This is a genomic window from Brevundimonas viscosa, from assembly GCF_900116065.1.
GTDB lineage: Bacteria > Pseudomonadota > Alphaproteobacteria > Caulobacterales > Caulobacteraceae > Brevundimonas > Brevundimonas viscosa.
The window spans coordinates 113989-137468 of sequence record NZ_FOZV01000002.1 but is presented as its reverse complement, the minus strand read 5'-3'; the positions used below and the strand labels follow the sequence as shown (position 1 = coordinate 137468).

The 23480-nt window shown below is 71.2% G+C and carries 26 protein-coding genes and 1 pseudogene; 10 read left to right on the top strand and 17 right to left on the bottom strand.

The features are described 5' to 3' along the window. Positions 1-116 precede the first annotated feature (116 nt). Together BM333_RS04910 and BM333_RS04905 are read left to right on the top strand one after the other, a co-directional pair. The gene (locus tag BM333_RS04910; RefSeq protein ID WP_092307968.1) at positions 117-1424 is read left to right on the top strand and encodes an NAD(P)/FAD-dependent oxidoreductase; all 1308 of its coding nucleotides are present in this window, start codon (positions 117-119) and stop codon (positions 1422-1424) included. Next, entirely contained in the window at positions 1424-1627 is a 204-nt protein-coding gene (locus BM333_RS04905) for a YgaP family membrane protein (protein WP_092307966.1), read from the top strand. Before BM333_RS04910 ends, BM333_RS04905 begins: the two co-directional genes overlap by 1 nt. Positions 1628-1639: 12 nt before the next feature. Here BM333_RS04905 and ppsA read toward each other — a convergent pair whose 3' ends face one another. The 5 genes and pseudogenes from ppsA to BM333_RS04885 form a co-directional block, all read right to left on the bottom strand. Next, complete coding sequence (ppsA, locus tag BM333_RS04900; RefSeq protein ID WP_281246035.1) at positions 1640-3364, bottom strand: phosphoenolpyruvate synthase; 1725 nt, start codon at positions 3362-3364, stop codon at positions 1640-1642. A 91-nt stretch (positions 3365-3455) separates the two neighbouring features. Continuing rightward, positions 3456-4079 (bottom strand): annotated as a pseudogene (locus BM333_RS16225) (PEP/pyruvate-binding domain-containing protein); the annotation flags it as partial. Next, entirely contained in the window at positions 4076-4732 is a 657-nt protein-coding gene (locus BM333_RS04895) for a phosphoribosyltransferase (protein WP_092307964.1), read from the bottom strand. The gene BM333_RS04895 and the pseudogene BM333_RS16225, both read right to left, overlap by 4 nt. Before the next feature lie 49 nt (positions 4733-4781). Continuing rightward, a complete protein-coding gene (locus BM333_RS04890) occupies positions 4782-5630 on the bottom strand; it encodes a universal stress protein (RefSeq protein WP_092307962.1) in 849 nt (282 codons plus the stop codon). Then, positions 5627-5812: a hypothetical protein gene (locus tag BM333_RS04885; protein WP_143105775.1), complete on the bottom strand. Its 186-nt coding sequence runs from the start codon at positions 5810-5812 to the stop codon at positions 5627-5629. Before BM333_RS04885 ends, BM333_RS04890 begins: the two co-directional genes overlap by 4 nt. Before the next feature lie 105 nt (positions 5813-5917). Here BM333_RS04885 and BM333_RS04880 point away from each other — a divergent pair, with 105 nt between their 5' ends. Next, positions 5918-6901 carry a zinc-binding alcohol dehydrogenase family protein gene (locus BM333_RS04880; protein WP_218151421.1) on the top strand — a complete coding sequence of 328 codons (984 nt, stop codon included), beginning with the start codon at positions 5918-5920 and terminating at the stop codon, positions 6899-6901. Between the two features lie 36 nt (positions 6902-6937). Here the strand turns inward: BM333_RS04880 and BM333_RS04875 are convergent, their stop codons facing one another. Further along, positions 6938-7147: a dodecin family protein gene (locus BM333_RS04875; RefSeq protein WP_092307954.1), complete on the bottom strand. Its 210-nt coding sequence runs from the start codon at positions 7145-7147 to the stop codon at positions 6938-6940. Positions 7148-7232: 85 nt separating this feature from the next. Here BM333_RS04875 and BM333_RS15625 point away from each other — a divergent pair, with 85 nt between their 5' ends. Beyond that, entirely contained in the window at positions 7233-7433 is a 201-nt protein-coding gene (locus tag BM333_RS15625) for a hypothetical protein (protein ID WP_245777149.1), read from the top strand. Between the two features lie 9 nt (positions 7434-7442). Here the strand turns inward: BM333_RS15625 and BM333_RS04865 are convergent, their stop codons facing one another. The 8 genes from BM333_RS04865 to guaB form a co-directional block, all read right to left on the bottom strand. Further along, on the bottom strand, positions 7443-7991 hold the full coding sequence (locus BM333_RS04865; RefSeq protein ID WP_092307950.1) for a DUF1003 domain-containing protein: 549 nt from the start codon (positions 7989-7991) through the stop codon (positions 7443-7445). Between the two features lie 154 nt (positions 7992-8145). Further along, positions 8146-9657, bottom strand: a complete 1512-nt coding sequence (gene scpC, locus BM333_RS04860; RefSeq protein WP_092307948.1) for a succinyl-CoA:acetate CoA-transferase ScpC — start codon at positions 9655-9657, stop codon at positions 8146-8148. A gap of 178 nt (positions 9658-9835) precedes the next feature. Continuing rightward, entirely contained in the window at positions 9836-10555 is a 720-nt protein-coding gene (locus BM333_RS04855; protein ID WP_092307946.1) for a PepSY domain-containing protein, read from the bottom strand. A gap of 137 nt (positions 10556-10692) precedes the next feature. After that, complete coding sequence (guaA, locus tag BM333_RS04850) at positions 10693-12267, bottom strand: glutamine-hydrolyzing GMP synthase (RefSeq protein ID WP_092307943.1); 1575 nt, start codon at positions 12265-12267, stop codon at positions 10693-10695. Then, positions 12264-12965, bottom strand: coding sequence for a 5'-methylthioadenosine/S-adenosylhomocysteine nucleosidase (locus tag BM333_RS04845; protein WP_092307941.1), 702 nt, complete (start codon positions 12963-12965; stop codon positions 12264-12266). Before BM333_RS04845 ends, guaA begins: the two co-directional genes overlap by 4 nt. Next, entirely contained in the window at positions 12962-14266 is a 1305-nt protein-coding gene (locus tag BM333_RS04840; protein ID WP_092307939.1) for an RsmB/NOP family class I SAM-dependent RNA methyltransferase, read from the bottom strand. Before BM333_RS04840 ends, BM333_RS04845 begins: the two co-directional genes overlap by 4 nt. Before the next feature lie 10 nt (positions 14267-14276). After that, positions 14277-14675 (bottom strand): MAPEG family protein, encoded by a 399-nt coding sequence (locus BM333_RS04835; protein ID WP_218151419.1) that lies wholly within the window; start codon positions 14673-14675, stop codon positions 14277-14279. Between the two features lie 17 nt (positions 14676-14692). Next, on the bottom strand, positions 14693-16150 hold the full coding sequence (guaB, locus tag BM333_RS04830; RefSeq protein WP_092307937.1) for an IMP dehydrogenase: 1458 nt from the start codon (positions 16148-16150) through the stop codon (positions 14693-14695). Between the two features lie 130 nt (positions 16151-16280). On the opposite strand from guaB, the gene BM333_RS04825 reads away from it, so the two are divergent. Next, on the top strand, positions 16281-16829 hold the full coding sequence (locus BM333_RS04825; protein ID WP_092307935.1) for a DUF2061 domain-containing protein: 549 nt from the start codon (positions 16281-16283) through the stop codon (positions 16827-16829). Positions 16830-16832: 3 nt separating this feature from the next. Here BM333_RS04825 and BM333_RS04820 read toward each other — a convergent pair whose 3' ends face one another. Further along, complete coding sequence (locus tag BM333_RS04820; protein WP_092307933.1) at positions 16833-17543, bottom strand: RlmE family RNA methyltransferase; 711 nt, start codon at positions 17541-17543, stop codon at positions 16833-16835. Positions 17544-17606: 63 nt separating this feature from the next. On the opposite strand from BM333_RS04820, the gene BM333_RS04815 reads away from it, so the two are divergent. Both BM333_RS04815 and BM333_RS15900 read left to right on the top strand, forming a co-directional pair. Further along, positions 17607-18068 carry a peptidylprolyl isomerase gene (locus BM333_RS04815; RefSeq protein WP_092307931.1) on the top strand — a complete coding sequence of 154 codons (462 nt, stop codon included), beginning with the start codon at positions 17607-17609 and terminating at the stop codon, positions 18066-18068. Positions 18069-18072: 4 nt separating this feature from the next. Next, positions 18073-18648 (top strand): HD domain-containing protein, encoded by a 576-nt coding sequence (locus BM333_RS15900; protein WP_092307929.1) that lies wholly within the window; start codon positions 18073-18075, stop codon positions 18646-18648. On the opposite strand, the gene rnd is transcribed toward BM333_RS15900, so the two are convergent. Beyond that, positions 18645-19796 (bottom strand): ribonuclease D, encoded by a 1152-nt coding sequence (gene rnd, locus BM333_RS04805; RefSeq protein WP_092307927.1) that lies wholly within the window; start codon positions 19794-19796, stop codon positions 18645-18647. The two genes, BM333_RS15900 and rnd, sit on opposite strands and share 4 nt — an antisense overlap. A gap of 81 nt (positions 19797-19877) precedes the next feature. Between rnd and purM the strand changes: the two genes are divergently transcribed. Beyond that, positions 19878-20915 (top strand): phosphoribosylformylglycinamidine cyclo-ligase, encoded by a 1038-nt coding sequence (gene purM / locus BM333_RS04800; RefSeq protein WP_092307925.1) that lies wholly within the window; start codon positions 19878-19880, stop codon positions 20913-20915. Between the two features lie 6 nt (positions 20916-20921). On the opposite strand, the gene BM333_RS04795 is transcribed toward purM, so the two are convergent. Next, a complete protein-coding gene (locus BM333_RS04795; RefSeq protein ID WP_092307922.1) occupies positions 20922-21383 on the bottom strand; it encodes a hypothetical protein in 462 nt (153 codons plus the stop codon). A 117-nt stretch (positions 21384-21500) separates the two neighbouring features. Here BM333_RS04795 and BM333_RS04790 point away from each other — a divergent pair, with 117 nt between their 5' ends. Together BM333_RS04790 and purN are read left to right on the top strand one after the other, a co-directional pair. Further along, complete coding sequence (locus BM333_RS04790; protein ID WP_092307920.1) at positions 21501-22880, top strand: M28 family metallopeptidase; 1380 nt, start codon at positions 21501-21503, stop codon at positions 22878-22880. Continuing rightward, entirely contained in the window at positions 22880-23476 is a 597-nt protein-coding gene (gene purN, locus BM333_RS04785) for a phosphoribosylglycinamide formyltransferase (protein WP_092307918.1), read from the top strand. Before BM333_RS04790 ends, purN begins: the two co-directional genes overlap by 1 nt. Positions 23477-23480 lie beyond the last annotated feature (4 nt).

Sequence of the window (23480 nt, the reverse complement as noted above, 5' to 3'; positions counted from 1 at the left end):
CAAGCGGGCGACTGACTCTCCTCCGCCGGGTCCGTCCCGCCTTGACCGTGATCAAGGCGAGACCGTCCCCCCGGACGCAGGTTGACGCAGAAACTCGTGCTGAAGGAGCTGTGCACATGGATCGGCCGACGATCGTCATCCTGGGCGCCGGACTCGGCGGCGCCATCGCCGCCTTCGACCTGCGACACACCCTGGGCGACCGCGCGCGCATCGTGGTCGTCTCGAAGGGCGACACCTTCCACTTCACCCCGTCCAACCCTTGGGTGGCGGTCCACTGGCGTCAACGCGACGCCATCGAGGTCGATCTTCCGACCGTGATGAAGCGCCGGGGCGTCGAGTTCATCGGCGTCGGCGCGACCGGGATCCGGCCGCACGAGAAGGGCGTCGATCTCGCCGACGGACGGGCGCTGCACTACGACTATCTGGTCATCGCCACCGGCCCGGAACTGGCTTTCGACGAGGTGCCCGGCCTCGGGCCGGACGGCCACACCGTCTCGATCTGCCATGTCGACCACGCGGTCGAGGCGGCGAAGTCCTTCGACGCCTTCGTGCAGAATCCCGGCCCCATCGTGGTCGGGGCGGTCCAGGGCGCGTCGTGCTTCGGGCCCGCCTACGAGTTCGCCATGATCCTCGACACCGAGCTGCGCCGCCGCAAGCTGCGGGACAAGGTGCCCATGACCTTCGTCACCTCCGAGCCCTACATCGGCCACCTCGGCCTCGACGGCGTTGGAGACACCAAGGGCCTGCTCGAAAGCGAAATGCGCCAGCGCCACATCAAGTGGATCACCAATGCGAGGGTGAAGGGCGTCGACGCCGGGATGATGCACGTCGAGGAGGTCGGCGAGGACGGCGCGGTCAAGGCGACCCACGACCTGCCCTTCGCCTGGTCGATGATGCTGCCGGCGTTCCGGGGCATCGAGGCGGTGCGCGGGATCGAGGGCCTCACCAACCCGCGCGGCTTCATCATCGTCGACAAGCACCAGCGCAATCCGACCTGGCCGGACATCTTCGCCCTGGGCGTCTGCATCGCCATCCCGCCGACCGGGCCGACCCCCGTGCCCGTGGGGGTGCCCAAGACCGGCTTCATGATCGAGAGCATGGTTTCGGCCATCTCGGCCAACCTGAAACAGATCCTCGACGGCGAGCAGCCGACTTTCGAGGCCAGCTGGAACGCCATCTGCCTGGCCGACTTCGGCGACGGCGGCGTGGCCTTCATGGCCCAGCCGCAGATTCCGCCGCGCAACATCAACTGGTCGGCCAGCGGCCGTTGGGTGCACACGGCAAAGGTCGCCTTCGAGGGCTACTTCCTGCACAAGGTCCGCACGGGCCAGGCCGAGCCGCTCTACGAGAAGCTCGCCCTCGATCTGATCGGCGCCCACAAGGTGCGCCGCACGCCCGTCTCCACTGCAAAGGAATCCAGATGATGAGCCTCGACCGCGCCGTCATGATGTTCGCCGGCCTCATGATCTTGGTCAGCGTCGCCCTGACCTACTGGGTGCACCCGGCCTGGATGTGGTTCACGGTCTTCATCGGAGTGAACCTGTTCCAGGCGTCGATCACCGGCTTCTGCCCGATCGCGCGGCTGTTCCGCCGACTCGGCGTCGTGCCCGGTCCGGCGTTTCGCTGACCGGCCAGGCCGTCAGTCCGCGACGCCGGCCTCGGCCCGCGCCACGGACCGGACCACCTGCGGAAAGCTGGCGGGATTGACGCTGATCGTGTCGATCCCCGCCCGCACCAGCGCCGCGGTCACCTCCGGATAGTTGGCGGGCGCCTCGCCGCAGATGCTGGCGGCGCAGTCGTTGCGTCGAGCGCCCGTCACGGCCTGGTTCAACATCTCCATCACGCCGGGATCTCGCTCGTCGAAGTCGAAGGCGACCTCCGCCGAGTCCCGGTCCACACCGAGCACCAGCTGGGTCAGATCGTTCGATCCGATCGAGACGCCGTCGAACAGCTGGGCGAAGGCGTCGATCTGGATGACGTTGTTGGGGATCTCGCACATCACGTAGATCTGCAGTCCGCCATCGCCCCGCCCCAGACCGTGGTCGGCCAGCGACTCCAGCACCCGCCGCGCCTCCTCCACCCGGCGGCAGAACGGCACCATGATGTGCAGGTTGGTCAGACCCATGGTCTCCCGCGCCCGCACCAGCGCCTCGCACTCCAGGGCGAAACCGTCGGCGTAGCGGGGATGGGTGTAGCGGGACGCGCCCCGGAAGCCGAGCATCGGGTTCTCCTCGACCGGCTCGAACGGGGCTCCGCCCAGAAGCGCCGCGTATTCATTGGTCTTGAAATCCGACAGCCGCACGATCACCGGCCGCGGATGGAAGGCCGCGGCGATCGACCCGACGCCTTCCGACAGCCGGCGCACGAACCAGCTGTGCGGCGTCTCGTCGGCCTGGAGTCGGCGGGCGATGGCCCGTCGCTCGCGATCAGAGATGCGTTCCGGATGCGCCGCCGCCATCGGATGCACGCCGATCATCTGTCCGATCACGAACTCCATCCGGGCCAGTCCCACACCGCCGGCGGGCAGCGCGGCGGCGACGAAGGCGGCGTCCCGCTGCGCCAGATTGAGCATGACCCCCGTCCGGGTGCGCGGCAGGCTCGCGAGCTCCAGCCGCTCGACGGTGAACGGCAGGCGCCCTTCGTACACCGCGCCTTTCTCGCCCTCCGCGCAGCTCACGGTCACGTCGCGCCCCGGCGTCAACCGGCCGGTGGCCTCCCCCGCCCCCACCACGGCCGGGATGCCGAGCTCCCGCGCTACGATGGCGGCGTGGCAGGTCCGGCCGCCCTGGTCGGTGACGATCGCGGCGGCGTTGCGCATGGCCGGGAGCCAGTCGGGGCTGGTGGTGCGGGCGACCAGCACCTCGCCCGGCCTGAAGGTCTCGAGGTCCGCCGCCGTCGCGATGACCCGAACCGCGCCGGAGGCGACGCCCTGCCCCACCGCCCGGCCGGTGACCAGCGCGGCCTCGGGAACGGACGTCAGCCGGCGGGTCTCGACGACGCCCGGCGTCCGCCGGCTGGCGACCGTCTCCGGCCGCGCCTGCAGGATGTAGAGGCGGCCGTCGCCGCCGTCCCGGGCCCACTCGATGTCCATCGGCGTCCAGCGCCCGGCCTTGCGGGAATAGTGGTCCTCGATGGCCAGGGCCGCTCCGGCGAGCGCCAGCACCTCGTCGTCCGACAGGCTGAAGCGCTCACGGTCGCGCTTCGCCACAACGCGCTCGACCAGCCGCCCGGCGTCGGTGCGACGGGCCGGGCGGACCAGGCGGATCTGCTTTCCGCCGAGCGTGCGCCTGAGCACCGCGCGGAAGCCGGCCCGGAAGGTGGGCTTGTGGACATAGAACTCGTCCGGCGACACCCGTCCCTGCACGATGGCTTCGCCCAACCCCCAAGTCGCTGATGAACACCACGTCCGGAAAGCCCGTTTCGGTGTCGAGGGTGAAGGCGACCCCGCTGGCGCCGTGGTCGGCGTCGACCATCCGCATCACCGCCACGGACAGGGCCACCTTCAGGTGGTCGAAGCCGTTCCGGGCCCGGTAGACGATGGCGCGATCGGTGAACAGCGAGGCGAAGCAACGACGACAGGCCTCGACCAGGTCGGCCTCGCCGCGGATGTGAAGGTAGCTGTCGTGCTGGCCGGCGAAGCTGGCGCCGGGAAGGTCCTCGGCCGTGGCCGAGCTGCGCACGGCGACCCGGGGGAGGCCCCGGGAGCCCTCCGTCATCGCCCGGTAGGCGGCGGCGATCGCCTGCCTCAGGGCCGCGCCGCCGGTGGCGCGATAGACGATGCCCCGGGCCTTCTGTCCGCAAGCGGCGACCTGGGCGACGTCCTGGACGTCGAGCTTGGCGAACAGGGCGGAGAGCTCGGACCAGGCGCCGGCGGCCTCGAGGGCGTCGCGATAGGCGCGGGCGGTCAGGGCGAAGCCGTCCGGCGTGGATACCGGCCCGTCACGCAGCAGCCTGCGCAGTTCTCCGAGCGATGCGGTCTTGCCGCCGACCCGCGGCAGGTCGTCAAGTCCGACCTCGTCGAGCGTCGCGACCCAGTCGGCCGACGGCCGCGCGCTCGTGTCGTGAGCCGGAGGGTTCATCCCGCGCGCGCCGCGGCGAGGCAGGCGACGACCTCGTCGTCGTCGACCTGGCGGAAGTCGGCGTAGGCCTCGCCGACCGACGCGAAATCATCCGAATCCCGCAGGCAAACCACCTCGTCCATCTCGGATCTCAGGGCGTGGAGCAGGGGCCGCGGGGCCGTGGGGACGGCGAGGACGATGCGGCGGGCGCCCTGGGCCCGCAGGCCGGCCGCCGCGGCCCTCGCCGTCGCCCCCGTGGCCAGGCCGTCATCGACGAGCACGACGGTGTGGCCGGCGGGATCAAGCGGACGCCGATCCCCGAGATAGACCCGCCGCCGCCGCTCGATCTCGGCCAGGGCGGCGGCGCGCTCGCGTTCCAGATAGTCCGGCGTGGCGCCGCTCAGGCGAACGATCTCCTCGTTGATGATGGTGCGCGGCCGCGCGCCGGCGATCACCGCCGCCAGCGCCAGTTCGGGATTGCCGGGAGCGCCGATCTTCCGCGCCAGCACCAGGTCGAGGGGAGCGTCGAGCGCGCGGGCGACCTCCAGCCCGACCGGGACGCCGCCGCGCGGGATGGCGTAGACCAGCACGTCGCTCTCGTTCCGTTCGGCCAGCGCCTCCCCGAGGCGGCGGCCCGCCTCGGCGCGATCTCTGAAGTCGGGAGGAGGTCTCAAGGGCGGTCTCCGCAGCGAAGGCCGGTCGCGCCCGAAGCGCGGAACTGGGTCAGTGGGTGACGAGCAGGGGAATGCCGGCGGTGTCGAGGAGCGACCGGCTGACCCCGCCGAGGATGGTCTCGCGAAGCCGGGAGCGGCCGTACAGGCCCATGACAATCAGGTCGGCGCCCGCCCTTTCGGCCTCGGCCCTGAGAGCGTCCGCCGCGCCGGCGTCGGACTCCCGCACCACGACGAGGTCGACGGCGCGGCCGTGGTCCTCGAAATAGCGTTGCAGAAGGCTATCCGGCTCCTCGGCCTCGGCGGGCCGGACGAGGACCACGCGCACCGCCTCGGCGATCATGAGGAACGGCCAGGCGTCGCGCAGCGCGCGAGCCGCCTCCCGGCTGCCGTTCCAGGCGACGAGAACGCGTCGCCCGGGAAGCGTCCCTCTCGAACGATCCGGCAGCAGCAGGGCCGGCCCTCCGCTGTCGAGCACAAGGTCGGCGGCGGTCGTTCCGGTCTGCCCGATGGTCGGGAGTCGTCCCGTCGGAAGGACGGTGAGATCGGTCCGGCGCATCAACTGGAGGGTCCCGGCGGGGCTCTCTCCCGAAAGGGTCAGCCAATCCGACCGACAGCCGGCCTGATCGGCTGCCGCCTCGAACGCCATGCGCGCGTCCTCGGCCTGGGCGTCGCTGCGCCGCTCGTAGGCGGCGAGGGCTTCCAGCGACAACGCCGGCGGGATCGAGGGCGTCAGGCCCCAGTCGAGCGGCTGATCCCAGGCGGACACCGGCGGCGCCGGACGCGGAAAGGCGCCCGTCAGCCGCGCTCCGAAGCGGGCCGCGAGCCCGGCGGCGACGCGGGCGCGGTTCTCGGCCCACCGACTTCCGTCGACCAGGGTGAGGATGATTCTGTAAGTCACCGGCGTTCCTCCTTCTTTTGGCTGTCCGCCTGCATCCGTGCGCGCTTCCTCGCCCGGAAGCGCGGTCGCTCGGCGGCCGGCTCCAGCGCGGCGACCGGATCGCTGGCGGGGAAGGACGCGGCCAGCGCCGCATCCAGAGAGCACTCCCCGGGCTCGCCCGGGCAGACCTGTCGACGGGCCATGGTCTCCTCCAGATTGAGGGATTTCACCCGCCGGCGGGCGAGTTCGCCTTGATCCGCATCAAGGAGACCCCACGGCGCGGTGGCAGTTTCCACGGAATGCGGACGATGACATTGCGCGTTTCCGGCGGTCGCCTCGTGCCCGAAGTCCGTCCCGACCCCGCCCCCGCGGCCGGGCAGGTGCGACTCCGGGTGAGCGCCTGCGGCGTCTGCCGCACCGACCTGCACGTGCTGGACGGCGACCTCCCCGCCCGGCGTCCGGCGATCGTCCCGGGGCACGAGATCGTCGGCGTGGTCGAAGCGATCGGCGCCGACGTGACGGAGGTGCGGGTCGGCGATCGCCTCGGCGCCGCCTGGCTGGCGTGGACCTGCGGGCAGTGCCGCTATTGCCGGGAGGGGCGCGAGAACCTGTGCGACCGGGCGGAGTTCCACGGCTGGACGCGCGACGGCGGCTACGCCGATCAGGTCATCGTCGAGGCACGCTACGGCTTTCCCCTGCCCCCGCGGCTGACGGACACGGAATGCGCGCCCCTGCTCTGCGCCGGCCTGATCGGGTTCCGCGCCTGGCGGGCCGCCTGCGCCGACCGGCGGGTGGACGCTCTCGGGCTCTACGGCTTCGGGGCCGCCGCACATCTGCTGGCCCAGCTGGCCATCTGGCGCGGCCAGCGGGTCTTCGCCTTCGTCCGCCCGGGCGACGACGCGGCCGCCGCGCTCGCCCGCGACCTGGGCTGCGTCTGGGCCGGCCCGTCCGACGCTCCGCCCCCTGAGCCCCTCGATGCGGCGATCCTGTTCGCCCCGGTCGGCGAGCTTGTCCCGCTCGCGCTCGCGGCGGTGCGCAAGGGCGGCGCCGTGATCTGCGGCGGGATCCACATGAGCGACATTCCGGCCATGCCGTATGAGCGACTCTGGGGAGAGCGCGTGCTGGCTTCGGTCGCCAACCTCACGCGCCAGGACGCCCTCGAATACCTGCCGGTGGCGCTTGAGGCGGGCGTGCGCCCGCATACGGTGGAGTATCCGCTCGAGCGGGCGAACGAGGCCCTGGCCGATCTGCGTCACGGCCGCTTCACCGGCGCGGCGGTGCTTGTCCCCTAGGCGCCGGGAAAGACGGAGCGATCCGCCGGCTGGGGCCTAGTCGCCGCTGTCCAGCGCGAAGGTGATCTTGGCGTTGATCCGGTAGCGGGCGATGCGGCCACTCTCGACCGTGGCCTGGAGGTTCTCGAGATAGATCGACCGCACGTGGCGCAATGTTTCCGAGGCTTCCGCCACGGCCTTCTGCGCCGCGTCCTCCCAGCTGTCATCCGACTCGGCGAGGACTTCGATCACTTTGAGCATGGTCATGGCGGGCTCCTGTCGTGGATCGGCGTTGGCCGAGCGGAATGACTCTGGACCAGCCGCACGGGGACGCCTGGGGCGGTCGGCGCGGGTGATCGTCACCATGGGCATGCCGGCCCTGATCTACCGCACGGGCTTCATCGGCTATTCGCTGGCCTCGCTGAAGCGCGGCGTGCTTGGGCTTGTCGGCTTCCGGCCCGTTCGGGACATGGTCATCGGCGGGGTGGAATCCCGCCGCGACCATGAGCAGGTGCTCGCCAGGGTCGGCCAGATGGGCGCGCGCGGGATCTGAAGGAGTCGATCAGGGGCGGTACGCCTCGTCTGCGGGCGATGAGGCCGGCGACGGGCCCAGGGCGGCGATCGCCGCCTCGATGCGCTGCAACTGGGCCTCGCTGAGCTGGAGGCGGTCGTGCAGCCGCATGATCTCGAGTTCCGCGCGCAGGTTGACGCGGTAGTCGTGCTCGGCCGCGCGTCGATCCCGCGCCGCCTGCCGGTTCTGGCTCATCAGGATGACCGGCGCCTGCACCGCCGCAAGGGTCGAGAGCACGAGGTTGAGGAAGATGAAGGGATAGGGATCGAATGCCCACCGGGCGAGCAGCAGGTTCGCGGCGATCCAGATCGCCATGGCCAGACCGAAACCGCCCAGGAAGCTCCAGGAGCCGCCGACCTGCGCCACCCGGTCGGCCAGTCGCTCCCAGAAGGTCCGGTCCTCGACCAGCGCGGGCCCGTGGCCGGTCGGCGTCTCGGCCGCCATCAGGTCGACCACGCTGCGCTGCACCGGAGTCAGTCCGGCGTAACCGACGCCGAGCAGGCCCTGCGCAAGCTGCTCGCGAACGCCGTCCGGGGTCATCGGGTCCCCCGAGGGAGGGGACGCACGTCGGGGGCGGGCGGCGCCACGGCGGCAGGGGCGGAAAGGGTCACGGATTCATCTCCTTGGCGGCGTCCCATCTTCCTCGACCGCCGCCCGGACTCCTTGACCCCGATCAAGGCCCGCGCCGGGGAGCTCACTCCGGCTTCATGGACCCCGTTCTCACGAAGCGCTCATGCCACGCCATGGCTTCCTGCAGCAGCATCGGAGACTGCTGGCCATAGGAGTCCCGCCGGGCCCGCGCATAGTAGTCCTGCAGCGCGGGGCGGTAGTCCGGGTGGGCGCAGTTGGCGACGATGAGTTCCGCGCGCTGCTTGGGCGACAGGCCGCGCAGGTCGGCGAGCCCCTGTTCGGTGACGATGACCTGCACGTCCTGCGGGATGTGGTCGACGTGCGGCGCGTGCGGCACGATGGTCGAGATCCGCCCGCCCTTGGCGGTCGACGCCGCCATGAAGATCGAGACATAGGCGTTGCGGGCGAAATCGCCGGACCCGCCGATGCCGTTCTGGATGCGCGAGCCCATGATGTGGGTCGAGTTCACATTGCCGAAGATGTCGGCGTCGATCATGCCGTTCATGGCGATGCAGCCGAGCCGCCGGATCAGTTCGGGGTGGTTGCTGATCTCCTGCGGCCTCAGGATGATCCGGTCGTGGAACGCGTCCATCCGCGCGTTGAGGTCATGGGCGGCCTCCGGGCTCAGCGAGAAGGCGGTGGCCGAGGCGGCCAGCAGGCGGCCGGATTCGAGCAGTCCCAGCATCCCGTCCTGGATCACCTCGGTATAGGCGGTCATCCGCTCGAACGGCCCGTCCTGCAGACCGCCCAGCACGGCGTTGGCGGTGTTGCCCACCCCCGACTGCAGCGGCAGCAGCGCGGCCGGCAGCCGCCCCCTGGCCACCTCGTGCCGGAAGAACTCCAGCAGGTGGCCGGCGATGGCGAGGTCGTCCGCCCCGGCCGGGGTGAACGGCGCATTGCGGTCGGGCGCGTCGGTCTCGACCACGGCGACCACCTTGTCCGGGTCGCAGCGGAACCACGGCTCCCCGATGCGGTCGTCGGCGCGGGTCAGCGGGATCGGGCGGCGGTCCGGCGGCAGCGCGGTGCCGTAGTAGATGTCGTGCATCCCGGCCAGCGCCGGGTTCTGCCAGCTGTTGACCTCGAGGATCACCTGTGAGGCGCGGTCCAGCCAGGTCTTGTTGTTGCCGACCGAGGACGACGGGATCAGCGAGCCGTCCTCCCGCACCCCGGCGACCTCGACGACCGCGGTGTCGAGCGGCCCGAGAAAGCCCTGCCAGGCGGCCGGCGCCACCTGGCTCAGGTGCATGTCGAAATACTCCATCTCCCCGCGATTGATCTTCTCGCGGGCGACCGGGTCGGAGTTGTAGGGCAGCCGGAACTCGATCCCGTCGGCCCGGGCCAGCGCGCCGTCCAGCTCCGGCCCGGTCGAGGCGCCGGTCCACACCCGCACCCGGAAGCGTTCACCGCGAGCGCGCGCCTCGTCCATCCGCGCCGCCAGCGCCAGCGGCACCGCCTTGGGGTAGCCCGAACCGGTGAAGCCGCTGAGCCCCACCGTCGACCCCGGCCGGATCCGTTCCGCCGCCGCCCCGGCGCTCATCACCTTGCGCCGCAGGGGCTCCGACAGGATTCGGTTCATTCTGCTCACTCCGGTTGTCTGGCTTCAACGCCCTGACCGCCGGATCGGGGCCGGGCATTGATGCGGATCAAGACACGCAGGCGATCCGCGTCACCGGTCCCGCGAGCTTCCAGCGAGGCTCGCCGGGATCGCGCGGCCCGGGCGATCGTCGCGCCACGGCGACAGACGGCGGCGGAGGCTACGGCTTCCGCCGGGCGGCGTGGGCGAGGCGGATGTCGCGCGACAGCCGGATCCACAGCAGGATGAAGCCGGTGACCACGATGCTCAGGGTCAGGATCGTGGTCACGATGATCAGCGGATGGTTGAAGTCCTCGCCGTGCTTCCAGTCCATCACGTGCAGCCGCCAGAAGAAGTCGTAGAAGCGCCAGACGGCCGACCGGCGCGTCACCACCTCGCCGGTCTCCGGCGACAGGTAGAAGGCCGTCTGTTCGCGGTCCGAGAACTCCACGCGCCAGATCGGACCCGTGCGGCCGGTCTCGGCCGGCGCCTCGGACAGGTGGACAGCCGAAACGGGGCGGCCCTCGCCCGTATAGGCCTGCGCCGCGAGCCGGGCGGCCTCCGCCGGTGTGAGGGCGGGAAACGGGCGGCCGGTGTCGGCGGCCAGCGCGACCGGTTCGCCCCTCACAGGCGTGAGCACCCAGGCGGGGCCTCTCGGGGTGGACTTCAGCTCGGCTCGCGCGACACCGCCCGCCATCGTCCCCGCCGCGTCCGGCAGGGCCCGCAGCAGGACGGCAGGAAGCGCCGCGGGCGCGGCCTCGCGGACGTGATGTTCGCTGCGCACCGTCTCGATCGGGATGGCGGTCATCACCAGCCCCCCGGCCACCCAGAACAGGACCTGCACGCCGACCACGAGGGCGATCCACTTGTGGAGCTGGGTCGAGAGGCGGAGCATGGGCATGTACGGCCTCAGGCGGAGGATCAGGCCGAGCCTACAGCGCGGCTCGCCGCTCATTCAACGGAATCGGACGGATGGCGCCCCGCCGCCAAGGTTCCCGGCCTGCCGTGCGCGACACGGCCCCGGGGCGGCGCTCCCCCTCACTCCCACTCGATGGTGCCGGGGGGCTTGGAGGTGACGTCGTAGACCACGCGGTTGACCCCGCGCACTTCGTTGATGATCCGCGTCGCCGTCCTGCCCAGCACCTCCCACGGGAAGGGGAAGAAGTCGGCGGTCATGCCGTCGGTCGAGGTCACGGCGCGCAGGGCCAGCACCTTCTCGTAGGTCCGGGCGTCGCCCATCACCCCCACCGTCTTGACCGGCAGCAGCACGGCGAAGGCCTGCCAGATCTGGTCGTACAGGCCGGCATTCCTGATTTCTTCCAGATAGATGGCGTCCGCTTCCTGAAGCGTCGCGACAGCTTCCGGCGTGATCTCGCCGGGGATGCGGATGGCCAGGCCCGGTCCCGGGAAGGGGTGGCGGCCCACGAAGGCGTCGGTCAGCCCCAGCTCGCGGCCCAGCGCCCGCACCTCGTCCTTGAACAGCTCGCGCAGCGGCTCGACCAGCTTCAGCTTCATGAAGTCGGGCAGGCCGCCGACGTTGTGGTGGCTCTTGATCACCGCCGACGGGCCGCCGGTGGCCGAGACGCTCTCGATCACGTCGGGATAGAGGGTGCCCTGGGCGAGGAACTCCGCCCCCTCGATCTTCGCCGCCTCCCGGTCGAACACCTCGACGAACAGCCGGCCGATGGTCTTGCGCTTGGTCTCGGGATCGCTGACCCCCGCCAGAGCTCCGAGAAATTCCCCCGACGCATCAACATGCACCAGCGGAACATTGTAGTGCTCCCGGAACAGGGTGGTGACCTGAGCCGCCTCGTCCTTGCGCAACAGGCCGGTGTCCACGAAGACGCAGGTCAGCTGGTCGCCGATCGCCTCGTGGATCAGCACCGCCGCCACCGAGCTGTCGACCCCGCCCGACAGGCCGCAGATCACCTTCGCCGACCCGACCTGCTCGCGGATCTGGGCGATCTTCTCGTCCCGATAGGCGGCCATGGTCCAGTCGCCCTTCAGCCCGGCGACGCCGAACAGGAAGTTGCGGTAGATCTCGGCCCCGCGCGGGGTGTGGTGCACCTCGGGGTGGAACTGCACGGCGTAGATGCGGCGCGCCTCGTCGGCGATGGCCGCGAACGGGGCGCCGGCGGAGGTGGCGACGACCCTGAAGCCTTCAGGGATGGCCACGACCCGGTCGCCGTGGCTCATCCACACCGGCTCGCGGTGGTCGACCGCCCCGATGCCGGCGAACAGCGGCGTCTCCTCGGTCAGCACGATCTCGGCCCGGCCGAATTCGCGGTGATGCCCGCCCTCGACCTTGCCGCCCAGCACGTCGCACAGCAGCTGCTGGCCGTAGCAGATGGCCAGCATCGGCAGGCCGAGGTCGAACAGCTTGCGGCCGATGCGCGGGCTGTCCGGCTCCAGCACGCTGGCCGGCCCGCCCGACAGGATGATGGCCTGCGGCTTCATCTCGTCGACCACCGCCTCCGCCTTGTCGAACGGATGGATCTCGCAATAGACGCTCGCCTCGCGCAGCCGCCGGGCGATCAGCTGGGTGACCTGGCTGCCGAAGTCGACGATCAGGACCTTCTCGTGGGCGCCGGAGTCTTTGGGGGGCGTGCTCATGGCAAGGTCGGTTCCAGGTGGGGGGCGAATTGGGCCGGGTCTTGGCCGCCCGGGACGGCGAGTTCAAGGGCGGCGGGGCCGCAGGCGGCCAGAACGGCGGCCAGCCGGTCCAGCGCATCGGCCAGGTTCTCGTCGACAAGGTGCAGCGTCGAGGTCCAGTCCTCGAGCGCCCTGAGTTCGGCGCGACCGTCCGAGACGCCGCGCAGCGCCACCAGCGGCACGCCGAAGGTCCGGGCCGCGCGGACCAGGGCCCAGGTCTCCATATCGACCATGTCGGCGTCGATGGCGTCGTAGGCGGCGCCCGAGACGACATTCGCTCCCGTGGACAGCCGGGCGGTCGGCAGGTCCGGAACCGGGCACGGCAGGGGCAGGACGGCGGGTTCGTCCAGCAAGGGCGTCACGCCTTTCGGGAAGCCAAGCGGGCTGGCGTCCATGTCGCGATAGCTGACCGAGGCGGCCTGGTAGACCGCGGCGTGCTCCAGCTGTCTCGAGCCGCACGACCCGAGCGAGACGATCACATCCGGCAGGCTGTCGACGCCCTCGAGCCGGCTCAACACCCGCGACAGGACGATCGCCGCTTCGACCGGGCCGACGCCGGTCATCAGGGGCTCTATGCGGGCGCGCAGATGGCGGCCGTACTCGGCCGGAGCGGCCATCACCGGAAGGACGGCGACGGCGCCGTATCGCTCCAGCCTCATTCCGTCCGCTCGAAGAGGGCGGCGAAGAAGCCGTCGGTGTGGGCGGCGGCGGGAGACAGGCGCAGGCGATGGCCGTCCGCCAGCGCGGTCAGCCGCTCGCGGGCGGCGTCGGTCAGGCACGGGCTCGCGAGGGCGTCGGCGACCGGGACCGGCCGGAACGACGGATGGGCCGCCTCGAAGGCGGCCGTGGAGGCCTCGTTCTCGCGGCTGAGCATGGAGCAGGTGACGTAGACCAGCCGCCCGCCCGGCTTCACCAGCAGGGCCGCCTGCTGGAGGATGCGCACCTGCAGGGCGTGCAGGCGCTCGACCTCCTCGGGCGTCAGCCGCCAGGCGTCCTCGGGCCGCCGTCGCCAGGTGCCGGAGCCGCTGCATGGCGCGTCGACGAAGACCAGGTCGGCCTGGCCGTTCAGGTCCTCGGCCCCGCCGCCGTTCTGGCCCAGCAGGCGCAGTTCGGCCTCGACCCCGGCGCGCGCCAGCCGCGGCCTGATGTTGTCGAGCCGCTTCTGCGCCACGTCGCAGGCGACCAGCCGCCCCTCCCCGGCCATGGCCTGGGCCAGCGCCAGGGTCTTGCCGCCGCCGCCGGCGCAGTAATCGACCACGGTCAGGCCCGGCGCCGCGCCCGCCAGCCAGGAGACGATCTGGCTGCCCTCGTCCTGGATCTCGAAGCAACCCGCCCTGAAACCCTCCAGCGCCTGGATGTTCGGCGGCGGCTCGGACGGCAGGCGCAGGCCGAAGGCCGAGAACGGCGTCCGCTCCGGGGTCAGCCCGGCCTCGCGCAGCTCGGCCTCCACCTCTTCCACGCCAGCGACGGCGCCGTTGACGCGCAGGTCGATCGGCGCGCGCGGGGCCATCAGCGCGCGCGCCTCCTCGCCCCAGCGCTCGCCGAAGGTCGCCTTGAAGTCCTCGACCGCCAGTTCCGGCAGACCGGAGGCGACCCAGCCCGGCAGCTCGCCCTCGCCTGCGGCCGTCAGGCGCGAGCGCTCCTGCTTCGACAGCGGCCGCGGACCGTAGCCCTCCCCGGAATGCAGCGCCTCGATGTCCTCGAGCGGCAGGCCGTCGATCAGGCTCAGTGAGGCGATGACCAGCGCCCGGCCGTCCTCGCGCCCGCCCATGGCCCACGACAGCCGGCCGCGGGCGCGCAGCACCTTGTAGGCGCGGTCGGCCACGGCCCGCCGGTCCTTGGAGCCGGCGTAGCGGTTCTGCTGGCCCCACGCCTTGAGGACGGCCTCGGCCGGCTGGCGGCCCTGGGCGATCGAGTCCAGGACGGAGGCGGCGGCGGCGAGGCGGGCGGCTGGGGTCAAGTCAGGGCTTTCAGGCGAACAGGGCGGCGATGACCATGACGAGCCCGGCGGCGGCGACCAGCCAGACCAGCGAGCGAAGCCAGGGCACGCCAAGGGCGTAGAGCGGCAGGTAGACCAGCCGCGCGGCGAAGTAGAGGCCGGAGCCCCACAGCGTCAGTAGGCCGGTCTTGCCGGCCACCTCGGCCATGATCACCGCGGCGGCGAACAGCGGCAGGGTCTCGAACAGGTTGGCCTGGGCCCGCATCAGCCGGCCAGCCAGCCGGCCCGGCGGAGGCGTCGCCTCGTCGCGCGGCCCGGCGTTCCACTTCGCCCCCAGCTCGGCGGTGCGCGCCATGCCCGCCGCCCCGATCTGCACCAGGGCGAGGATCAGGGTCAGGGCGAGGAAGGTGAATTCCGGCGTCAGTTCCATCACTTGCCCTCCCCTTCTCAACCTTGCCGGTAGTTCGGCGCCTCGCGGGTGATCATCACATCGTGGACGTGGCTCTCGCGCAGGCCCGCTCCGGTGATGCGCACGAACCGGGCCCGCTGCTGGAACTCGGCGATGGTCGGCGCGCCGACGTAGCCCATGGCGGCGCGCAGCCCCCCGACCATCTGGTGCAGCACCGGCGAGATCGGCCCCTTGTACGGCGTCTGGCCCTCGATGCCCTCGGGCACCAGCTTCTGGGTCTCGACCTCCTTCTGGAAGTAGCGATCCGCCGAGCCGGCCCCCATGGCCCCGACCGAGCCCATGCCGCGGTACGACTTGTAGGAGCGGCCCTGGTACAGGAACACCTCGCCCGGGGCTTCGTCGGTGCCGGCGAACATCGAGCCCATCATGGCCACGCTGGCCCCGGCGGCGATGGCCTTGGCCAGGTCGCCGGAATACTTGATGCCGCCGTCGGCGATCACCGGCGTGCCGCTGTCCCGGGCGGCGCGGGCCGACTCCATGATGGCGGTCAGCTGCGGCACCCCGACCCCGGCGACGATGCGGGTCGTGCAGATCGAGCCGGGTCCGATGCCGACCTTCACCGCGTCCGCCCCGGCGTCGATCAGGGCGCGGGCGGCGTCGTAGGTGGCGACGTTGCCGGCGATCACCTGGATGCGGTTCGATTCCCGCTTCACCCGCTCCACGGCGCGGGCGACCTGCACCGAGTGGCCGTGGGCGGTGTCGATCACCACCACGTCGACCCCGGCCTCGGCCAGCGCCATCGACCGCTCGAAACCGCTGTCGCCGACCGTCGAGGCGGCCCCGACCAGCAGACGGCCCTGTTCGTCCTTGGCGGCGTTGGGGAAGGCCTGGGCCTTCTGGATGTCCTTCATGGTGATCAGGCCGACGGCCCGGTAGGCCTCGTCGACCACGATGACCCGCTCGATCTTGCGGGTGCGCAGCAGCTCCTGCGCCTCCATGCGGCCGGCGCCCTCGCGCACCGTGATCAGGTCGCCCGTGGTCATCAGGGCCGCGGCCTTGATGGTCGGGTCGTTCTCGAAGCGCATGTCGCGGTTGGTCAGCATGCCGACCAGCCGGCCGGTCGCCGGATCGACCACCGGGAAGCCGGTGATCTTCTTGCGCGCCACGATCTCGCGCACCTCGCCGAGCGTGGTGTCAGGCGAGACGGTGACGGGATTGACCACCATGCCGCTCTCGTAGCGCTTCACCTGGCGCACCTGCTCGGCCTGTTCCTCGACCGTCAGGTTCCGGTGCAGCACCCCCAGACCGCCGGCCTGCGCCATGGCGATGGCCAGTCGCGCCTCGGTCACCGTGTCCATGGCGGACGACAGCAGCGGGATGTTCAGTCGGATGTCGCGGGTCAGCTTCGTCGAGACGTCCGCGTCGGCGGGCATGATCTCGGACGGGCCGGGTTCGAGCAAAACATCGTCGAAGGTGAGCCCTTCGCGAATCTCCATGAGGAGCCTCCGTTTTGCGGGCCGCGTATAACCGTGTCCCGGCTGGAACCGCAAGGCCTCGCCGCGCCTATCGTTCCGATAAGAACAATTGCCTTGCTCCGGGCGGCCGTCGCCCCACATCTGGAGGGACATGGTCCAGCTGCTGATCAGCACCGCCCGCCAGCTCGCGCTCAAGATCGCGAGCTATGGCGTGATGCACCTGGTGGTCGCCATCCTGGTGGCCTTCGCCATCACGCGCGACTGGCGGCTGGCGCTGGCGGTGGGTCTGGTGGAGCCCTTCTTCCAGACCATCGCCTACTCGATCCATGACCGCGTCTGGCACCGCATCGAGCGCCGCCGCATGCTGTCTGGCCTCGAAGAGGCCTCGGAGGCCTTCACCGCCCGCCTGGAGGTGATGTCGGCGGAGGAGCAATCGCGCGCGCACGGCCATGCCGGCCACAGCCACGCCCTGCCCCGCTCGTTCAAGCAGGTGGCGTTCAAGACCGTGACCTACGGCGTCATGCACTTCGCCGTCGCGGTTCTGGTGGCCTTCGCCCTCACCCGCGACATCGGCGTCGCCCTGGCCATCGGCATCATCGAGCCGCTGGTGCAGACGGTCTTCTTCACCGTGCACGACCGCGTCTGGAGCCGGATCGAGACGCGGCGCGAACGGCGGCGCAGCGCGCTCGCCAAGGCCTGAGGCCTACTTCTTCCCCGTCGCCACCAGATAGACCTCCGACGAGCCCTTGCGGCTGGCCTTCGGCTTGATCGGACGCACGTCCTCGAACTCGGCCCGCAGCCGCGCCAGCACCTCGCCGGCGTCGCTGCCCTGGAAGCTCTTGGTCACGAAGGCTCCGCCCGGCTTCAGGTGGCGGATGGCGAAGTCGGCGGCGATCTCGATCAGGGCGATGATCTTCAGGTGATCGGTCTGGCGGTGGCCGACGGTGTTGTGGGCCATGTCCGACAGCACCAGGTCGGGCGGCCCGCCCAGCGCCTCGAGCAGCTGCTGGTCCACGCCCGGATCGGTGAAGTCGGCCTGGATCAGCGTCGCCCCCGGGATCGGCTCGATCATCAGCAGATCGACCCCGACCACCGCCGCCGCGCCGCGATCCAGCGCCACCTGCACCCAGCCGCCGGGCGCGGCGCCCAGGTCCACCACCCGCGACCCGCGCTTGATCAGCCGCAGGCGGTCGTCGATCTCCATCAGCTTGAAGGCGGCGCGGCTGCGCCAGCCCTCGGCCCGGGCCCGCTCCGACCACTCGTCGGCCAGTTGCCGCTTGATCCATTGCTGGCTCGACATCGACTTCTTCTCGGCCGTGCGGATCTTCTGGCCCATGCCGCGCCCGGCCGCCGTGCCGCCCGAAGGCGGACGCACCATGCGGCGGCGTTCGACCGGCTTATCGTCTTCGCTCATGCATCCCACATAGCCCCGACCGGGTTTGCGGGCTATGACCCCCGCGAAACGAAAGGAGCCGACATGGCCGAGACCCTGACCTTCACCCTCGACACCGGCGACGGCGAGCCGCGCGACGTCGTCATCAAGCTGCGTTCCGACCTGGCTCCCAACCACGTCAAGCAGATCACCGATCTGGCCTCGGAAGGCTTCTACGACGGCGTGGTCTTCCACCGCGTCATCCCCGGCTTCATGGCCCAGGGCGGCGATCCGACGGGCACCGGGACCTCGGGCTCGTCGAAGCCGAACCTGAAGCAGGAGTTCTCGTCGGAGCCGCACGTGCGCGGCGTCTGCTCGATGGCCCGCACCTCCGACCCGAACAGCGCCAACAGCCAGTTCTTCATCTGCTTCGACGACGCCACCTTCCTCGACCGCCAGTACACGGTCTGGGGCCAGGTCGTCGAAGGCATGGAGCATGTCGACGCCCTGCCGAAGGGCGAGCCGCCCCGCAATCCCGGCAAGATCGTCAAGGCCACGGTGGGCTGAGACCGTGTTCTCCAGCGCGGTTCGCGATCGCCTCATCGCGCGCTATCGCGAGCCGCACCGCCGCTATCACACCCTCGCGCACCTCACCGACTGCCTCGCCCAGGCCGCGGCGTCGACGGACCTGACCACCGCCCAGCGCGACCTGCTGGAGACGGCGTTGTGGTTCCATGACGCGGTCTACGATCCGGCGCGGACCGACAACGAGGCGGAGAGCGCCCGCCTCGCGCGCGAGGAGCTGTCGAACGACGGGGCCACGGAGGATCATGTCGCCGAGGTCGAGCGCCTGGTCGCCCTCACCGCCGGCCACGCCGCCGACGCCGACGACGTGCTCGGCGCGCGGATGGTGTCGATCGACCTGTCGATCCTCGGCGCGGCCCCGGCCGCGTACGACTCATACGTCCGCGGCGTGCGGCAGGAATACGCTCACGTTCCGGAAGAGGCCTGGCGGGCCGGCCGCGCGGCCGTCCTGCAGCGCTTTCTCGACAGCCCGCGGCTCTACCCCGACCCGGCCTGGGCGGCGCGATTCGAGGCCCGGGCCCGCGCCAACATCACGCGTGAACTCGAGGGCCTGCGGGGCTAGCCCTCGATCTCGACCACCTCGACCCGGGTCCCGTTCAGGACCAGGGCGATCTCGCCGCGCTTCAGCTTCAGGGCGTCCTCGCCGAACAGCTGACGGCGCCAGCCCTTGAGCGCATCGACGTCGGCCGTGTCGCTGAGCGCGATCTTCTCGAGGTCAGCCACGTTGGCGATCAGTTTGGTCGCCACCCCCGCGTTGTCGCTCTTGGTCTTGAGCAGAACCTTGAGCAGCTCCACCACCGACGGCGGCGCCGGCTGGTTGTGGGACGGCCGCTCCAGCTTCGGCGAATGCGCCTCCGGGTCGGCCAGCACCCGCTTCAGCTCCTCGGTCAGCTCGAGACCCAGCCGCGAGGCGCCGAACCCCTTGGGCACCGACCGCAGCCGGTTGAACGCTTCGGGATCGGTCGGCGCCTGGGCGGCGATCTCGTCGATGGCGTCGTCCTTGAGAATGCGGCCGCGCGGCTGGTCGCGCTCCTGGGCCGCCCGCTCGCGCCACACCGCCGTGGCCTTGAACGCCGCGAGGTACTTCGCCGAATACTTCTTCGGCTTCAGACGCTTCCACGCCTTTTCCGGATCGGTGTCGTAGAGGGCGGGATCCGTCAGGTCCGCCATCTCGGCCATCACCCAGTCCAGCCGCCCGTCCTTCTGCAGCCGGTCGCGCAGCTTGGGATACAGCGCCGCGAGGTGGGTCACGTCGCCCATGGCGTAGGTCAGCTGGGCGTCGCTCAGCGGCCGGCGCGCCCAGTCGGTGAAGCGGCTGCCCTTGTCGACCTCCTGGCGCAGCATCTGCCGGACCAGCGATTCGTAGGACACCTGGTCGCCGAAGCCGGCCGCCATCGCCGCCACCTGGGTGTCGAACATCGGCCTGGGCATGGCGCCGAGCTTGGCGAAGATCTCCACATCCTGCCGCGCGGCGTGGAAGACCTTGAGAATCGATTCGTCGCGCAACAGCTCGAGGAAGGGCTCCAGATCGAGGTCCTCGGCCAGCGGATCGATGTTGGCGGCGTCGGTCGCCGACGCGGCCTGGATCAGGCACAGCTTGGGCCAGTAGGTCGTCTCCCGCATGAACTCGGTGTCGACCGTGATGAAGGGAGCTGTGGCCAGGCGGGCGCAGAACTCGCGCAGCGCCCCGGTGGTGGTGATTGGCGTCATTCGGGTGCTATAGCCCCGCGCGACGGCGGTGTGGCAAGAGCCGCCGACGCATTTCCGCCTCCAGAATCAGGCCCGTGACCGATGAGCGACACCCCCGACAGCCTGCGCAACGGCCTGACCTACGCTGACGCGGGCGTGGATATCGACGCCGGCGAGATGCTGGTCGACGCCATCAAGCCGCTGGCGAAGTCGACCCGCCGGCCCGGCGCGGAGGCCGCGCTGGGCGGCTTCGGCGCGCTGTTCGACCTCAAGGCGGCCGGCTTCGAGGATCCGCTGATCGTCGCCACCACCGACGGCGTCGGCACCAAGCTGAAGATCGCCATCGAGACCGGCCGGCATGACGGCGTCGGCGTCGACCTCGTGGCCATGTGCGTCAACGACCTGCTCGCCCAGGGCGCCGAGCCGCTGCTGTTCCTCGACTACTACGCCACCGGCAAGCTGGACGTGGACGCGGCGAAGCGGGTCGTCGCCGGCATCGCCGAGGGCTGCCGCCAGGCCGGCTGCGCCTTGGTCGGCGGCGAGACGGCCGAAATGCCGGGCATGTACGGCGGCGGCGACTACGACCTCGCCGGGTTCTCGCTGGGCGCGGTCGAGCGCGGCCACGCCCTGCCCTACCTCGACCGCCAGCAGGCCGGCGATCTGATCATCGGCCTCGGCTCCTCGGGCCCGCACTCGAACGGCTACTCGCTGATCCGCAAGGTGGTCGAGAAGTCCGGTCTGTCCTGGGCCGACGACGCGCCCTTCGCCAGGGACCGCACCCTGGCCCAGGCGCTGATGGAGCCGACCCGCATCTATGTGAAACCGGTGCTGCCGCTGATGAAGGCGGGGCTGGTCAAGGGCGCCGCCCACATCACCGGCGGAGGCTTGGTCGAGAACCCGCCGCGCTGCATCGCCGAAGGGCTGCAGGCCAGCTTCGACTGGGACGCCTGGCCCCTGCCCCACGTGTTCCAGTGGCTCGGCGAAACCGGCGGAATCTCCGATCACGAGCTGCGCCGGACCTTCAACTGCGGCGTCGGCTTCATTCTGATCGTCAGCCCGGAGAACGCCGAGCCGGTGCTGGCGGCCCTGCTCAACGCCGGCGAGGTCGCCTTCGTCTGCGGCCAGCTGACAGCGGCCTGAAGTGGATCACTCCCCGTCCAGCGCGCTCCAGCTGACGCGCATAAGGGTCGCCCGGCCTTCGTTCTGGTGCAGCGCGACTGTGACGCCGCCGCGACTCCACGTCGGCCGTTCGGCCGGCATGTCGACCTCGCGGCGGTAGCCGGCCGCCTCCAGCGGCCCGGCCACGCCGGCGCGCACCGCCTCCAGTCCGCCGTGGCGGGCCTGCAGGACGCAGAGACGGGTCAGGTCGCCGTCCTCCGCCGTGCCGCTCTCGGTCAGGCGCAGCAGCCAGGCCTCGTCGCCGGTGGCGAAGCGGCGCGTGCCCGCATCCCTGCCGGTCTCCACGAAGCCGAGAAAGTCGATCGCTCCCCCCTCTCCCCCTTCGCCGACGACGTAGGGCAGGCACAGGTCCTCGAGAACGCTCCGGGCGAAATCTTCGGTCGACTGGGGCGCGGCGAGGAGCGAGGCCGCGAGGATCGGGACGAGCATGAAACCTCCAGACGCCCACCTTTTCCTGCTCCACGAGCGGACGCAACCCGCCGCCCCCGTTGACCCCTGCCGAGCCCCCCGGCAAGGTCGCCGCCCCGCCACCGAAGGACTCACCGGATGCGCACGCTGCCGCTCGCCCTCGCCGGACTGCTGCTCGCCGGCGCGACCGCCGCCCAGGCCCAGACGCCCACCACCGAACACCCCCTGCTGCACCAGCTCGCGGGCGAGGTCCGGCCGGAGCGGATGCGCGCGGACATCCAGACCATGGTCGACTTCGGCACGCGCCATACGTTGTCGGAGACCCGTTCCGAGACCCGCGGCATCGGCGCCGCCCGCCGCTGGGTCCAGCGCGAGTTCGAGGCTGTCTCCCGCGACTGCGGCGGCTGCCTGACCGTGGTCACGCCGTCCGACACCGTCACCGGCCGGCGCGTCCCGACCCCGACCGAGGTCGTCGACGTGGTCGCCATCCAGCGTGGGACCGGCGACCCGAACCGGGTGATCATCATCTCCGGCCACCTCGATTCGCGCGTCACGGACGTGATGAACTTCACCGACGACGCGCCGGGCGCCAACGACGACGCCTCGGGCGTCGCGGCGGTGCTGGAGGCGGCGCGCATCCTGTCGAAACACCGCTTCGACGCGACCCTCGTCTTCGCCGCCCTGTCGGGCGAGGAGCAGGGCCTGCTGGGCGGCAAGATCCTGGCCGACTATGCGCAGGCGCAGGGCTGGCGGGTCGAGGCCAACCTCAACAACGACATCGTCGGCAACTCCGAGGGCCAGTCCGGGGTTCGCGACACCACCCGTGTGCGCGTCTTCTCCGAGGGCACCAAGACCGTCGAAACCGAGGCCCAGGAGGAGCGCCGGCGCTACAATGGCGGCGAGGTCGACTCCTCGTCGCGCAATCTCGCCCGCTTCATCGACGGCATGGCCGATCGCTATCTGACCAACTTCGACGTCGAGATGATCTACCGCACCGACCGCTACGGCCGCGGCGGCGACCAGGTCGAGATGCTCCGCGCCGGCTTCCCGGCGGTGCGCATCTCCGAGGGGGCCGAGAACTACGACCGCCAGCACCAGGACCTGCGGGTCGAGGACGGCGTCCACTACGGCGACACCATCGACGGCGTCGACTTCGACTATCTCTCCCAGGTGGCCCGGCTGAACATCGTCTCCATGGCCGCTCTCGCCAACGCCCCGGCGACGCCGCTCGGCGTCGCCATCGAGGGCGCGGTCAAGCCCGACACCACCCTCCGCTGGCAGGCCGTTCCCGGCGCCGCCGGCTACCGTGTCTGGTGGCGCCCGACCACGGCCGCCCAGTGGACCCACAGCCGCTGGGCCGGGGACGCCACGGAGATCACCCTGCCCGGCGTGGTCATCGACGACTACTTCTTCGGCGTCTCGGCGGTGTCGGAGGACGGCTACGAAAGCCCCGTCGTCTTCCCCGGGCCGGCGGGCGCCTTCGTGTCCGTCGGCGACCCGGCCGCGCCCGCCAGCTGATGCCGGACGCCGCAAACCGCCGCACGCGCGTGGCGGTGCTGATCTCGGGGACCGGCTCCAACATGGCCGCTCTCGTCGAGGCCGCCCGCGCGCCTGACAGCCCCTTCGAGGTGGTGCTGGTGCTGTCGAACCGCCCGGAAGCCGGCGGGCTGGCGAGCGCCGCGGCGGCCGGGGTCGCCACGGCCGTGGTCGACCACCGCCCCTTCGGCAAGGATCGCGAGGCGCACGAACGGGCCGTCGACGCCGCCCTGCGCCGGCACGAGGTCGAGGTGGTGGCGCTGGCCGGCTACATGCGCCTGCTCACGCCCTGGCTGGTCGGCCGCTGGGCCGGGCGGATGCTCAACATCCACCCCAGCCTGCTGCCGAAGTATCCCGGCCTCGACACCCATGCCCGGGCGCTCGCCGCCGGCGACGTCGAGGCGGGCTGCACCGTGCATGTGGTGACCGAGGGCGTCGACGAGGGCCCGGTGCTCGCGCAGGCCGCCGTGCCCGTGCGGCCCGGCGACACCGCCGAAAGCCTCGCCGCTCGGGTGCTGGCCGCGGAGCACGCGCTCTATCCCCGCGCCCTCGCCGACTTCTGCCGGGCGTTGTCCTGAAATG